This is a genomic window from Ruegeria conchae, from assembly GCF_000192475.1.
Lineage (GTDB): Bacteria > Pseudomonadota > Alphaproteobacteria > Rhodobacterales > Rhodobacteraceae > Ruegeria > Ruegeria conchae.
In genome coordinates this window covers 371,970-386,429 of the sequence record NZ_AEYW01000006.1, presented here as the reverse complement: position 1 = coordinate 386,429, position 14,460 = coordinate 371,970, and the positions used below count along the sequence as shown (strand labels likewise).

Annotated in this window: 14 protein-coding genes; 11 read left to right on the top strand and 3 right to left on the bottom strand. The window is 53.6% G+C overall.

Translation table 11 applies throughout. The features are described from left to right. Positions 1 to 63 precede the first annotated feature (63 nt). Positions 64 to 363 carry a DUF6477 family protein gene (locus G7G_RS0106350; RefSeq protein ID WP_010439677.1) on the top strand — a complete coding sequence of 100 codons (300 nt, stop codon included), beginning with the start codon at positions 64 to 66 and terminating at the stop codon, positions 361 to 363. On the opposite strand, the gene G7G_RS0106345 is transcribed toward G7G_RS0106350, so the two are convergent. Beyond that, positions 364 to 1,908, bottom strand: a complete 1,545-nt coding sequence (locus G7G_RS0106345) for a trimethylamine methyltransferase family protein (RefSeq protein ID WP_010439675.1) — start codon at positions 1,906 to 1,908, stop codon at positions 364 to 366. Between the two features lie 135 nt (positions 1,909 to 2,043). Continuing rightward, positions 2,044 to 2,484, bottom strand: coding sequence for a GNAT family N-acetyltransferase (locus tag G7G_RS0106340; protein WP_010439674.1), 441 nt, complete (start codon positions 2,482 to 2,484; stop codon positions 2,044 to 2,046). Between the two features lie 70 nt (positions 2,485 to 2,554). Between G7G_RS0106340 and guaA the strand changes: the two genes are divergently transcribed. The 8 genes from guaA (at position 2,555) to G7G_RS0106300 (ending at position 11,009) form a co-directional block, all read left to right on the top strand. Then, positions 2,555 to 4,114 (top strand): glutamine-hydrolyzing GMP synthase, encoded by a 1,560-nt coding sequence (guaA, locus tag G7G_RS0106335; RefSeq protein ID WP_010439672.1) that lies wholly within the window; start codon positions 2,555 to 2,557, stop codon positions 4,112 to 4,114. 109 nt (positions 4,115 to 4,223) lie between these two features. Continuing rightward, a complete protein-coding gene (locus G7G_RS0106330; protein WP_029621778.1) occupies positions 4,224 to 5,129 on the top strand; it encodes a DMT family transporter in 906 nt (301 codons plus the stop codon). Positions 5,130 to 5,246: 117 nt separating this feature from the next. After that, positions 5,247 to 6,470 (top strand): OmpP1/FadL family transporter, encoded by a 1,224-nt coding sequence (locus G7G_RS0106325; protein ID WP_010439669.1) that lies wholly within the window; start codon positions 5,247 to 5,249, stop codon positions 6,468 to 6,470. 150 nt (positions 6,471 to 6,620) lie between these two features. Continuing rightward, complete coding sequence (locus G7G_RS0106320; RefSeq protein WP_010439667.1) at positions 6,621 to 7,493, top strand: hypothetical protein; 873 nt, start codon at positions 6,621 to 6,623, stop codon at positions 7,491 to 7,493. 38 nt (positions 7,494 to 7,531) lie between these two features. Next, positions 7,532 to 8,449, top strand: coding sequence for a homoserine O-acetyltransferase MetA (gene metA / locus G7G_RS0106315; protein ID WP_010439665.1), 918 nt, complete (start codon positions 7,532 to 7,534; stop codon positions 8,447 to 8,449). After that, positions 8,439 to 9,392 (top strand): alpha/beta fold hydrolase, encoded by a 954-nt coding sequence (locus tag G7G_RS0106310; RefSeq protein ID WP_010439663.1) that lies wholly within the window; start codon positions 8,439 to 8,441, stop codon positions 9,390 to 9,392. The genes metA and G7G_RS0106310 overlap by 11 nt, the downstream gene beginning before the upstream one ends. 49 nt (positions 9,393 to 9,441) lie before the next feature. After that, complete coding sequence (ppk2, locus tag G7G_RS0106305) at positions 9,442 to 10,311, top strand: polyphosphate kinase 2 (RefSeq protein ID WP_010439659.1); 870 nt, start codon at positions 9,442 to 9,444, stop codon at positions 10,309 to 10,311. Positions 10,312 to 10,394: 83 nt separating this feature from the next. Further along, positions 10,395 to 11,009 carry a TetR/AcrR family transcriptional regulator gene (locus G7G_RS0106300; RefSeq protein ID WP_010439657.1) on the top strand — a complete coding sequence of 205 codons (615 nt, stop codon included), beginning with the start codon at positions 10,395 to 10,397 and terminating at the stop codon, positions 11,007 to 11,009. A gap of 24 nt (positions 11,010 to 11,033) precedes the next feature. Here the strand turns inward: G7G_RS0106300 and G7G_RS23665 are convergent, their stop codons facing one another. Further along, the gene (locus tag G7G_RS23665; RefSeq protein WP_010439655.1) at positions 11,034 to 12,359 is read right to left on the bottom strand and encodes a tetratricopeptide repeat protein; all 1,326 of its coding nucleotides are present in this window, start codon (positions 12,357 to 12,359) and stop codon (positions 11,034 to 11,036) included. 57 nt (positions 12,360 to 12,416) lie between these two features. On the opposite strand from G7G_RS23665, the gene G7G_RS0106290 reads away from it, so the two are divergent. Both G7G_RS0106290 and G7G_RS0106285 read left to right on the top strand, forming a co-directional pair. Beyond that, entirely contained in the window at positions 12,417 to 12,764 is a 348-nt protein-coding gene (locus tag G7G_RS0106290) for a hypothetical protein (RefSeq protein WP_139056597.1), read from the top strand. A 1-nt stretch (position 12,765) separates the two neighbouring features. Further along, positions 12,766 to 14,406, top strand: a complete 1,641-nt coding sequence (locus G7G_RS0106285; RefSeq protein ID WP_010439651.1) for a sulfatase-like hydrolase/transferase — start codon at positions 12,766 to 12,768, stop codon at positions 14,404 to 14,406. The last annotated feature ends 54 nt before the right edge of the window (positions 14,407 to 14,460 follow it).

Genomic DNA, 14,460 nt, shown 5'->3' with positions numbered 1-14,460 from the left:
GGCAACACCCGCTCTGGTTGTGTCACATTTCAGACAGCGAAACTGAACGAAAAGGAAGCTGCCGTGCAGGACCTGATGACCTTGATTACTTCACTCCGCCGCCCGCGACTGCTGACCCGTGCTGCCAAGATCGGGGCGCAGGACTATAATCGCGACCGTCATCTGCAACGTCTTCTGGGTTATGGATCGGTTCCAGGAACGGGCGCTGCGTTACTGCGCCTGCTAGAGTTGGAACGCGAAGTGAATGCACAGCGGATAGAAGAAGACGCGGCCTATTCTCTGGTGCGTCATCTGGATTTGCTGATCGCATTGAATGGCGAGGCGCAACTGTATCAAACCAGTCGCGCCGCGCAATTTCAGTGATTAGGTGAAGGCATCCGGCATGGATGCTTTCTTTTCGGCGACGTATGCGTCCAGTGCCGCATTAACTTCAGGATCAAGTTGTGGCTGCTGATAATTGGCCAAAAGATGTTCAACCCGTGCCGATGCCAGCGTCCGTGTGTCACGCGCGCCTTCTTCTTCCCAGGTTTCGAACGGCTTGTAATCCAGCAAATCGGTTTTCCAAAACGCTTCCTTGAAGTTTGCCTGCGTGTGGGCGCACCCAAGGTAGTGCCCGCCCGGACCAACTTCGCGGATCGCATCCATGGCCTGAGCATTTTCGTCGTATGCGACGCCTTTGGCCAGACCATGCAAAACACCCAACTGGTCAGCATCCATGACGAACTTTTCGAAGTCTGCCACCAAACCGCCTTCAAGCCAGCCGCAGGAGTGAAGCATAAAGTTCACGCCTGACATCAGACCCATATTCAGTGAATTTGCGGTCTCGTATGCCGCCTGCGCATCGGGCAGCTTCGAGCCGCAGAACGAACCTGCAGACCGGAATGGCAGCCCTAAACGACGTGCTAGCTGACCCGCACCATAAGTCACGTGCGATGCTTCAGGAGTACCAAAAGTCGGCGCGCCCGAGTTCATGTCGATCGATGAAACGAAAGCCCCAAAAATCGCCGGAGCCCCCGGACGGATGATCTGGCTATATGCCACCCCGGCCATAACTTCTGCCAGAACCTGCGTCAGCGTACCAGCGACTGATACCGGTGCCATTGCACCACCGACGATGAAGGGCGAGATAATGCAGGCTTGGTTGTTAGCAGCGTAAACCTCAAGCGAACCCATCATCACATCGTCAAATGTCATCGGTGAATTGATGTTGGTTAGCGAGGTCATAACCGTGTTGTTCTGCACGAACTCTTTGCCAAAGAGAATCTCGCACATTTCAACCGAATCCTGTGCTCGCGAAGGATCGGTGACGGAGCCCATGAAAGGTTTGTCCGACAAGGTCATATGCGCCATCAACATGTCCAAGTGACGCTTGTTCACCGGAATATCCGTCGGCTCACACACGGTGCCGCCCGAGTGGTGCAGCCATTTGGACATATAGGCCAATTTCACGAACTTGTTAAAATCGTCCATGGTCGCATAGCGACGGCCGCCTTGCGCATCGCGCACGAACGGAGGGCCATATACCGGGGCCAGAACAAGATTCCGTCCGCCTATAACGACTGATTTCTCAGGGTTGCGCGCATGTTGAGTAAATTCGCTGGGTGCGGATTTGATCAATTCACGCGCGAGACCGCGCGGCAGACGCACGCGTTCACCATCGACATCAGCACCAGCCTCGCGCCAACGTTCCAATGCCGCCGGATTGTCAACAAAATTGACACCGATCTCGGCCAGCACAGTTTCCGCGTTGGTTTCGATGATCTCAAGCGCTTCTTCATTGAGAACTTCGAAATTGGGAATGTTACGTTCGATGTATTTTGCGGTTTCGATCTTTACCGCCGTGCGCTCGGCCCGGCGGGCGGCGCCACCGCCACCTCGTGCTCTGCGCCGGGTGCTTGCCTCTGTCATGAGAAAATCCCGTTTATTGGTTGGTTCGACAAGTGTGTTACATCAACGAACCAAGATGCCAGAGGTAGTTTACGGCGCAATAGAGGTAAAAGCGACATGAACTGGCAGCATCGCTATTTCAGACACATTTGCACGTCACGTCACGCTCTTCTGCATCATGACCGAGTTCCCGGTCACCTCGACTTCTTGCCAGCCAAGATGTGTATACATGGCGCGGGTTGCCCCCATAAGTCGATGCGTTCTTAGGCAAAGCACGGACAACCCCGCTGTCAGCGCATCGGCTTCAGCAGCAGCAAGCAATTTTCTTGCGAGGCCACGCCCCTGAGCTTGCGGCACAACCGCGAGATTGAAGACCATCATCACGCCAGCCTTTAGACCATAAATTATGACACCCAAAAGTTGCGCACCTTCTTCTGCGACAAGGACATTTCGGTTGGCAATATCGCCCTCGATTCCGCTTGCGACATCTGGCATGTCGGCAATTTTCCTGATCGCATCGGCGTAGGCGCTTGTAATACAGATTTCTATCGCATTAACGTCGCCTGATTTCGCAGTTCTAAGAATTAGGTCAGTCATCTGAGTGCCTCCGCCACCAATTGACGTCATTGCGCTTGCACAAGCAAGGCTTGCAACCTAATAGCCAGTCATGACCCAAGCATCCCACGACCGCCTTCTGATCATCGACTTCGGCAGCCAGGTGACGCAGCTGATCGCCCGTCGCCTGCGCGAACTGAATGTCTATTGCGAAATTCATCCTTATCAGAACGTCACGATGGACTTTGTCCGACAGATGGCCCCTAAAGCCGTCATTTTCTCGGGCGGTCCGGACAGCGTTACACGACAGGGTTCACCCCGTGCGCCACAGGAAATTTTTGACTATGGCGTGCCGATCCTAGGCATCTGCTATGGCCAGCAGGTGATGATGCAGCAACTGGGCGGCCAGGTCGAAAGCGGTCACGGCACCGCCGAATTCGGGCGTGCTTTCGTGACGCCTCAGAACCAGTTGGACATTCTTGATGGCTGGTTCGCAGAAGGTGATGAGCAGGTCTGGATGAGCCACGGCGACCACGTCAGTGAAATCGCGCCCGGCTTTGAAGTCTTTGGCACCTCACCCAACGCGCCCTTTGCCATAACGGCAGACCCGTCGCGTCATTTCTATGCCGTGCAATTCCACCCGGAAGTGCACCACACTCCCAAGGGTGCCAAACTATATGAGAATTTCGTCAAACTGGCAGGATTCTCGGGTGACTGGACCATGGGCGCATATCGCGAGCAAATGATCGCAAAAATCCGCGAGCAGGTCGGCGACAAAAAAGTCATTTGCGGTCTTTCAGGTGGCGTCGACAGTTCGGTCGCGGCAATCCTGATCCACGAGGCAATCGGTGATCAGTTGACTTGTGTCTTCGTTGACCATGGCCTTTTGCGCAAGAACGAAGCGACCGAGGTCGTCGGAATGTTCCGCGACAATTACAATATCCAGCTGATCCATGCTGACGAGAGCGAGTTGTTTCTGGGCGAGCTGGAGGGGCAAAGCGATCCTGAAACCAAACGGAAAATCATCGGCAAACTGTTCATCGATGTTTTCCAGAAACACGCCGACACTATTGATGGTGCCGAGTTTCTGGCACAAGGCACCCTGTATCCCGATGTGATTGAATCTGTTTCGTTCTCTGGTGGTCCCTCGGTCACTATTAAATCGCACCACAATGTGGGCGGGTTGCCCGAGAAAATGGGCCTGAAGCTTGTCGAACCCCTGCGAGAACTGTTCAAGGATGAAGTCCGCGCCTTGGGTCACGAGTTGGGTCTGCCCGACAGTTTCATCGGTCGCCACCCCTTCCCCGGCCCCGGCCTTGCGATCCGTTGCCCTGGAGAAATCACTCGAGAAAAGCTCGACATTCTACGCGAAGCCGACGCGATCTATATCGATCAAATCCGCAAACATGGGCTATACGACGATATCTGGCAGGCCTTTGTCGCCATTCTTCCGGTGCGAACAGTCGGCGTGATGGGTGATGGACGGACATATGATTATGCCTGTGCACTGCGTGCGGTGACGTCAGTCGACGGCATGACAGCTGATTACTATCCGTTCAGTCACGAGTTCCTGGGTGAAACGGCAACACGTATCATCAACGAGGTCAAAGGCATCAACAGATGCACGTACGACATCACTTCGAAACCGCCCGGAACCATCGAGTGGGAATAAACTCTCACACGCAAAGCACAAAAATTCTGACACGGCTATTATTCGTTGCGTTGTCTCGTGAAACACCATTAAGTCGGCCTGCCATACGTCGGGACGTAAACCAAGTTTCATGAGCAGCAACTCAATGCAGATCGGCAAGGCCGCGCTCTGGATGACCGGAGCAATCGCCTCGTTTTCATCGATGGCAATTGCCGGGCGCGAACTTAGCGTAACTCATGATACTTTCGAGATTATGTTCTATCGCAGCCTCGTCGGGATCTGCATTGTCGCTTTTTTTCTGACGGTATCGCGCAAATGGCATCAAGTCTCGACACGGCGATTAGATTTGCATGGCGTTCGAAATATACTGCATTTTACGGGGCAAAACCTCTGGTTCTATGCGGTGACGGTCATTCCTCTTGCGCAGGTCTTCGCGCTGGAGTTTACCCAACCGATCTGGGTGATACTCCTCTCACCATTGCTGTTGAAAGAGAGATTGACTGCGCTTCGATTGACCTCAGCACTAATCGGATTTGCCGGAATACTCATTGTGGCACGTCCTGGCGCGGCCTCGATCAGCCCAGGAGTGATTGCAGCAGCATTGTCCGCTTTATTCTTCGCTCTGACGACGATATCGACGAAAACCCTTACTCGGTTCGCGAGCATCGGTTGCATCATGTTTTGGCTGACTCTGATTCAGGCGGGCCTTGGTTTCATCGCATCGGTCTATGACGGACAGATCTCATTACCTAGCGTAAATACAGCGCCGTTTCTTCTGCTGGTCGGCGTGGCTGGTCTATTTGCGCATTATTGTATCACCAATGCTCTCGCGATCGCTCCAGCAACAATCGTGGTACCCTTTGATTTTGCACGCCTTCCGACCATCGCGATAGTGGGAATGATCCTTTATCATGAACCGCTGGACCAGTGGACGCTCCTGGGTGCAGCAGTCATCTTTGCGGGGATTTTCCTGAACGTCTGGTCAGAAAATCGTAACAAATCCGCAACACCCGTGCAGCGTGCGCACACCGAGTAACGTTCCGTCACCAATTGACCAAAATTTAAAGTTTAAGACAGTAAAAGCCGGTAACAAGGCCGGATGCGTTTGATGGGATGAGCATTACAGGCCGCAGGACAGTGTAGGGAGGAATATATGAAACGATCGTTGTTTCACGCATGCGCGTTGTGCATCGGGGCAACCACTGTGCAGGCAGGTGGCCTAGATCGTAGCGGTCAGGGCGTTAACATTCTGTTTGAAGAAGGATCTGCCGTTCAGTTTCGACTGGGCTATACCAAGCCTGATGTCAGTGGCTCGATGGAAGATCAGATCCCGTTGAGCCCAACATTCGGGGAAACCATTGAGTCGGGCAATGTCTCGAACAGCTTCTTCACGCCACATCTGGCGTACAAGACATCGCTGACAGAGAAACTGGATTTTGCGCTGGTCTATGACCAGCCATTTGGCGCCGATATCGATTACTCTTCGGAGTACCCATTGTCGCAGAATGTGTTAGGTTTCTCTCCTCCATTTCCTCTAGGCGCAAACCAAGATGTGTTGAGAGCCAAGGCAGACACTGACGCAATTACGGCTCTACTTCGCTATAAACTGGACAATGGATTCAGTGTAATCGGCGGTCTCCGTGCACAAAGGCTGAAAGCAAGCGTATCAGTACCAATTGCAGGCGCGGGCTTAGAGCCGTTCCCATCGGGTGGATACCGTGTTGAAACAGACGCTGAAATCGATTTTGGCTATGTGGTTGGCGTCGCGTGGGAACGACCTGATATCGCGGCTCGCGTCGCATTGACATATAACTCAAAGATTAAACACGATCTGTCGCAGACCGAGTCAAATGATGCGCTTGCTTTCACGCCATTTCCCGAAATCGCTAGATCGAGCGCAGATTCTTCAACCGAGGTTATTACACCTCAATCTGTGAATCTCGACTTCCAAACAGGCGTCGCGCCAAAGACGCTGCTGTTCGGCTCGATCCGTTGGGTCGACTGGCCCCAAACCGTATATGCGCCACCCATCTATACCGGCCTGACAGGTATAAACCTCGTCGACTATGAGGAAGCAACTTGGACCTATTCACTTGGTCTGGGCTACCAATTCACCGACGAATTCTCGGGCGCCGTAACTCTCGGCTACGAAAGTTCGCAAGGGAATTCGGTTTCCAACCTCGGACCGACAGATGGTTTCTGGAGCATCGGTCTGGGTGGCACCTATTCGCTTGAGAAAGCTAAAATCTCCGGCGGTGTGCGCTATACCGACATCGGTGATGCCACGGCAAACGGCACCGGTCCCGACAACCGCGCCACTTTCACCGGCAACAGTGCATGGAGCGTTGGTATTCAGGTGACTTACGCCCTGGATTGATCCCAGCGGCAGCAAACACATCGGAAAGCCCCGCCTTGGTATGGTGGGGCTTTTCCATTTACACGTCTTCTTTTTATTACGGAACACTGCAGCACAATTGACGCCGCGATCAGCCCGATTTAGCTAATGCAAAACAAGGGATGGTGGCGCATGATTTACAACTCGGCAAAGGACTGGCGCGACGCTGCGCGAAAGAAAGTACTGTTCTTCGGTATGTCCGGGTTGGGGAAATCCTATGTCTCGAACACTCTTCGGGATGCAGGTGATTGGTTCCACTACTCGATCGATTACCGGATCGGGACACGCTACATGGGCGAATACATCGCCGACAACGCCAAGGCTGAAGCGATGAAAGTGCCCTTTCTGCGCGAGCTTCTGCTATCGGATTCGATCTATATCGGATCGAACATCACGTTCGAAAACCTGACCCCCGTCTCCGCCTATCTGGGCAAACCCGGCAATCCCGCGCTTGGTGGACTTGAAATCTCGGAATACCGGCTTCGCCAGGAACAGTTCCGACTGGCAGAGATTCACGCTCTGTTGGATACCAAGTATTTTATCGACCGAGCCGAGCGCCTGTACAGCTATGCGCATTTTATCTGCGATACCGGTGGCTCTATCTGCGAGTGGGTCGACCCCGAAGATCCGAACGACCAGGTCCTGTCCGAGCTATCGCGCCAGGCGCTGATGATCTGGATCAAGGGCGACGAGGCCCATACTGAGGAATTGGTAAAACGCTTCGACAAGGCCCCAAAGCCCATGTCTTACCAAGCCGAGTTCCTACAGCGGGTCTGGGATGAATACCTTGCCCTTAACGACTGCCAAGGTTCCGCGGTCGATCCGGACGCGTTCATACGCTGGACCTATGCGCAAGCGCTGGCGCACCGACAACCGAGATATGAAGCGATGGCGCGAAACTGGGGCGTCACAATCGCCGCCGATGATATCGCCAAGGTGCGTGACGAGGGTGATTTCGATGAGTTGATCGAACGCACCCTTGAGGCCCGCGCCAACCCCGCATAAGTTCCAGACTTCTTTCGCAGTTTCAACAGCGTGACCAAATGCCGATTAAAATTCCTTCCGACCTGCCCGCCTTTGACGTCCTGACCAATGAGGGCGTCATGGTCATGGCCGAAGATCAGGCCGCACGGCAGGATATTCGCCCCTTGCGGATCGGCCTGTTGAATCTGATGCCCAAAAAGATTCAGACCGAAAACCAGTTTGCGCGTCTGATCGGGGCGACACCCTTGCAGATCGAACTGTCCTTGATCCGCATGACCGAACACCAGACCAAAAACACCGCCGCCGAGCATATGGCCGAATTCTACCACCCTTTTCAGGAGGTAAAGGGCCAGAAATTTGATGGGTTGATCATTACCGGTGCCCCAATCGAGCACCTTGATTTCGCTGATGTCACCTATTGGGACGAAATCCGTGAAGTGTTCGAGTGGACGCAGACCAATGTGCATTCCACCTTCGGCGTCTGTTGGGGTGGCATGGCCATGATCAACCATTTTCACGATGTTAAAAAACATATGCTGGATGCAAAGGCCTTCGGGTGTTTCCGGCATCGAAATCTTGCGCCAGCATCGCCATTTTTACGTGGTTTTTCTGACGATTGCGTGATCCCAGTAAGCCGCTGGACCGAGATGCGGCAGTTTGAAATCGACGCGGTACCTGATCTGATCACACTGCTTGGCAGCGATGATGTGGGCCCCTGCCTGATCGAAGATCCAGCACATCGGGCACTCTATATCTTCAACCATTTCGAGTATGACAGCGACACGCTCAAGCAGGAATATGACCGGGACGTTGCCAACGGTACACCGATCAATGTCCCTATGAATTACTACCCTGACGATGATCCAAGCCAGAATCCGCAGAACCGCTGGCGCAGCCATGCGCACCTGCTTTATGGCAACTGGATCAATTCCATCTATCAGACAACCCCCTTCGATTTGGATAAAGTTGGCCAGTAAACTATTGATAACAATTGGCATTGCGCTAGCAGCCGTTGCCATAGTCACTGCCTGGCGTGGTACGCAACGCGAAAGCAGTGCCGAAGCTTCGTTTCCTGCTGAAGGTCAGATCCTGGATGTCGATGGTATCTCTGTACATGCCGTCGTCATGGGCGAAGGTCCGGATGTCGTGCTGATCCACGGTTCCAGCGGGAATACGCGCGACATGACATTTGCGTTGGCACCGATCTTAGCAGAGAGCTATCGGGTCATTGTATTCGATCGCCCTGGGCTAGGTTATTCTGAAAGCTTTAACCCAGACGGAGAAACCATTGTTGAACAAGCAGAAATCCTACAGAAAGCTGCCTCAGAACTTGGTGCTGAAAAACCCGTTGTTGCTGGGCAAAGCTATGGCGGGTCAGTCGCACTTGCCTGGGCAGTCACACGGCCTGACAATATCGCCGCTCTCGTTTTGATCGCTCCTGCAGCTATCCCTTGGGAGACGCCATTGGACGCATTCAACACAATGGGCGCAACAACCATCGGCAACGCACTTGGCCTGCCGTTGGTCAGCGCCTTCGTTCCTGACTGGTTCGTTTCGAAAGCACTGGATCAGGTTTTTGCGCCGCAAGTAGCCCCCGAAGGTTATGCGGAACATTTCGGCCCCGGTCTGACCATGCGCCGCGCATCGATGCATGCTAATGCCAAACAGCGAGCAAATCTGCTGGACGAAATCACCGAACTTCAACCCCGCTATAACGAGATTACGGTTCCAACTGAAATAGTCCACGGCACCGCCGATACGACCGTTGGGCTGGATTGGCATTCTGAGCGCCTGATAGAGCAAATACCAAGTGCGGAGTTGGTCGAACTGAACGGTATCGGTCACATGCCTCAGGTAGTTGCCGCACCGGAGGTCGCAGCCGCAATCGACCGTGCCGCCGCACGTGCGGGTTTGCGTTAACCCCATCCGTAATCCATAGTAAGTTATGGATTTTATGGCGAGGCCGCACATGACCAAATCAGAACATGGCGCTATCGAGAGCTATTTTCGCAATGACGCGCCCAAGACTGTTCAATCGGTCATTGAGCAGGCCAAAAAAGGGGAAATTCTAAACCCGACCTACCCTTATCCGAAAAAGATGAAGGGCAAGGAATATGACGAGCAGATGCAGGGTTTGCAGATCGAGCTGGTCAAGATGCAGCGGTGGGTCAAGAACACTGATCAGCGCGTCGCCATCCTGTTCGAAGGACGCGATGCAGCGGGGAAAGGTGGAACAATCAAAAGGTTCCGGGAAAACCTTAATCCACGGGGTGCGCGCAATGTTGCGCTTAGCAAACCATCAGATGCTGAACGCAGCCAGTGGTATTTTCAACGCTATATTTCACACCTACCCTCTGCCGGAGAAATCGTGTTCTTTGATCGCAGCTGGTATAACCGGGGCGTTGTTGAAAACGTCTTTGGTTTTTGCACGACAGATGAGCGTGATCGGTTCTTCAGACAGGTTCTGCCTCTGGAAATGGGGTTCAAGAATGACGGGATCCACATGTTCAAGTTCTGGCTGAATGTAGGTCGCTCAGAACAACTGAACCGCTTTCTAGCCCGCGAGACCGACCCTTTGAAGCAGTGGAAACTCAGCCCAATCGACATAGCTGGCCTGCAAAAGTGGGACGAATACAGCCAATCAATTTCCGAAACGCTGACCCGCAGCCATTCCGAAGATTGTCCCTGGACGATCATTCGGTCCGATGACAAAAAACGCGCTCGGCTGGCCGCCATTCGTACAGTGCTCAGCGGGTTGGATTATGATGGCAAAGATGCCGACGTGGTTGGCGAGCCAGACAAAACGATCAGTGGTGGACCGGAAATCTGGGATGCCTGAACTTGGTATGGGGCAATACACGAACTGCGCTGGATTAGGTCAAGACCTGTGCATATATACCCGAATAAGCACTTGAGGACGGGATGACAAAGCGCGGATATCACCATGGAAATCTGAAGCAGGCCCTTATCGAGGCTGCCCTGTCTCTGATTGAACAAAAAGGTCCGACCGGGTTTACACTGTCCGAGGCCGCCAAGACGGCTGGGGTGACGCCCGCAGCGGTCTATCGACATTATGAAGGGCGCGAAGATCTGATTGCTGAGGCCGCGCGACAGGGCTTTGAGATGTTCGCTGACCTGATGCAATTTGCCTATGATAAGGGGCAACCATCGGCACTGGCAGCATTTGAAGCCACTGGGCGCGCCTATCTAGCCTTTGCGCGCAAGCACCCAGGCCACTACATCGCGATGTTCGAAAGCGGCATATCTCTGAACCGAACGCCCGAGTTGGCCCTCGCCGCCAATCGCGCAAAAAATGTGCTGGAAAAAGCTGCTGGCGATTTGTCTCAACACATACCGCCAGAGAAAAGACCACCTGCTTCGATGTTCAGTGCTCACATTTGGGCGATGAGTCACGGTGTCGTTGAACTTTATGCGCGCAATACCGGTGCAAGCTCTCCCTTCCCTCCTGAAGACCTTTTGGAAAGCGGGATCGGTATCTACTTACGCGGTTTGGGGCTGGTCGCGCAGGACGAATGACAAAGCTTCCAATTCCAGAGCAGGTCAGTCTGCTGTAAGAGGCGCATGGTCCCGCTCCATAACTACTCCAGCGGCTTTCATCGCTTCGACAAGTGCGTCGACCGGTTGTGACTGTTGGAAAACCCGCCGTTTTAAGGTTTCCAGTGGAAAATCGGGCCAGGTCTTTTGGTAAACACTTGCGAGCCGACGCGCCTCAGTCTGCTCTCCGTTGTTCCAGCGCGCCGCCATCAGATATGCCGCGGAAATCGGGCCGAAGGGGCCACCACGCGCGATAGTATCTTCGTAGCTTCGAATCGCGGCCGTAAAATCACCAGAATGAAATTGAGCTGATCCGAGCACATTCCCGAACACAAGCGCACCGCTGCTTTCCGCCAGTTTTTCATATCGCTCTGATTGCGAAATGATATACGTAAAGTTCATTGTGTAGAGCGAGATTAGCGCATCAAATTCAGCTATATGTGGATCTGTTGGTGCAAGATCGACCGCCCTGCGGGACAACGCCGTAGCCTTGTCGTAGTTCCCCAACCCGAATTCCAACCAGGCACGCGATGAAAGTGCCCATGCCGCATCCGGCTCGATTTCCAGCGCATGAGCACTGTTTTCGTCTGCCACAGCAAGCATATCAGTGGCTGCAGGATCGGTAGACTGAAGAATGGCAAGCATGGTTTCGACCTGAGCGGCCCCCGCGTACCCGCAGAAATATAGCGGATCTCGCTCAATCGCGGTTTTAAAGATCAATAACGCGGGTTTCAGGCGCGGCAAGTTAACAACCGGAAACATCACATCCTGTCCGGCACTACACAGATTCATCGCCTCGACCCGCGCCGGAGACACGTCATAGATCGCGGACTGCTCGGCTTTTACATCGCTCGATGGCCATTGCTTTGTAAGGACGGTGCCTCCGACGCCACCCAGCGCAACAAGGGTGATAGCCATCGCCGACATCACACTTATACGCCACAGATTTGTTAATTTTCGGTACTGGCGCGTACCCGGTCTGAACTCTGGTGCATAACGACCAACGGGTAGCGATATCATGATCGGATCAGACGCTCCCGCTCCGCCGTAATAGGCCTTCAACTTTCGTCGCATCCGACCAGCATCTACCCGCACAACGCCTTCGCGTTTAGTCAGTTCGTCGGCGCCGTAGCCATAAACATCCATCGCAATCGTTTTTGCGCGAATTTCATCGGTGCGTCCGGCAAGAGCCTCGTCGACGACATAGGTCAGGAAAGACCGCATTCGGGCCGATCCCTTAAATCCTGCCGAGTCTAAAACACGCTCAAGCGCAGCACGTACATCTTCAGCAGAGAAGTTACGCTTATTGTCGTCTTGCTTTCCATCCCCCATGCCGGTCAAGAACTATCCTTTCACGATAAGGACTTGTGGCCATGTTGCTACCGTAGCATGCGGCTTATTACGTTCAAGAAAATTCGTGCGGAGCGCATGCTGACCGAGCAACCAGCTTCGAAAGTGCTGCCGATGGTCGATAGTGATTTTATTGAAGATCAGTTCCCTGAACACGCTGATCTTCTGCAAAGTTTACGCACCGAGGACAGTGAATTTGACCGGATATGTCTGGATTACCAAGAGATCTTTACTGAAATCGCTCTTTTGCAGCACTCAAACACGCCTCAGCAATCTCGGTTCCTGGCCGATTTGGCCGAAACCCTCGCCGATCTGCGCTGCAGCATCGAAACCAGAATAGTTGAAGCTCAAAACATGCCTCAGAATTTTGGCAAACCCGGAGATTAAAATGAAACTAATACCCATCCTGTCTTCGTTAATTCTGACCACCGGAGCGGCATTCGCCCAGCAGTCTCCGATCATTCACGACGGCGAGTTCAATTATCTGCGCGTCCAATTTGGCGATGCGTGGGACGCACAGGATGCCGAGATTGACGCAAAGCTAGCTGAAATTCGCGAGGCGAAAGGCGGTAATCCACCCAATTTTCTGTACATTCTGATCGATGACATCAGTTTTGGTCAAATGGGTGACCGCAAGATGAACTACGTGATGGGCATCGAGACACCCAGTATCAACCAGTTCGCCACCGAAGGCCTATCGTTGATGCGCATGTATACCGAGCCATCCTGCACCCCGACGCGGACTGCCATGCTTACAGGTCGCCACCCTGTCCGCGCCGGGGTATCAGAAGTCAAAGTTGCGTTGGTGGGCGAAGGCCTGCCTGCCAGTGAAGTAACCCTGCCCGAGATATTGAAGGAAGTTGGCTATAACACCGTACATGTCGGCAAATGGCATCAAGGCGATATCGAACAGGCCTACCCGCACAATCAGGGCTTCGACTGGGCAGCTTTTCCCCTGCATCAACAGGTTCAACTAAGCCTTATGACCCCCGAGGCGATGCGCGCAAACAACATGCTCGGATATGTGCCCGAAGGGCAAAACAATCAGTTTCTGCTGGATGAACGTTTCAAACCCTACGGGTTGGTGACCGGTGTCGAGGCCGAAGCAGGCGGCACTGCCCTTGAGGTGGACATGTTCCCGGGGGAGATCTGGACCCAGGCCAAGTACGAAGAGATGAACGAGCGATATCAACGTCAGGCTCTTGAGCAACTGGAGCGTGCCGCCGCCGAGGACGAACCGTTTTTTCTGCAATATTGGCCTCTCTACCCCCTTAACTTTGTTTATGCGGATGAGCCACTCTCTCGCAATGGTGGCTTCCACGCTGATAAACTGCAGTTATTGGATGGGTGGATTGGTGATCTTCTGACCAAGCTTGAAGAGACCGGAGAAGCCGATAATACGATTGTGGTACTGATGGCTGACAATGGGCTGATGTACCACTACGAGGGGACCTCGGGCCTTAATCAGCTGATCTATCGCGGTGGTAAGACCCAACATCTGGAAGGCGGCGTACGCACGGACGCTTTCATACGCTGGCCCGGCGTGATCGAAGCGGACAGCGCAGCCGGTGATATCTTTCACGTGTCGGATATCTACACCACCATGGCGCGGATTGCAGGTGCGACTGATCATATCCCACGTGACCGCATCATCGACGGGATCGATCAGACGGCGCTGTTGCTGAATGGTGAAGGACATGGTCGACGCGACTATGTATATGTCTACGAAGGCCCTGTTCTGCGCTCAGTTGTCAAACAGGAGTTCAAGATGCACCTGCCCGCGCCCGGCCAACCCGGTGCGGCGGCCCCGACCTTCAACATCTATCGCGATCCACGTGAACTGCACCCGTTGGTTGGGTACTCGCTGTGGGCCGGAGCTTCGTTTCAGGACATGATCAAACGCCATCAAAAAATGATCGCCAAACATCCGCATTCCGAGATCGGGCGAGGCATCCCTTATGAGGGTATCGACAACCTGCGCCCTGAATCCGAACTGACGCGCGATGTGTTCATGGGCTGGCAGAATTGAAATCTACAGAAAATCTTGTTTACATATGATAATGTTTAAATGTGAAGGCAACTG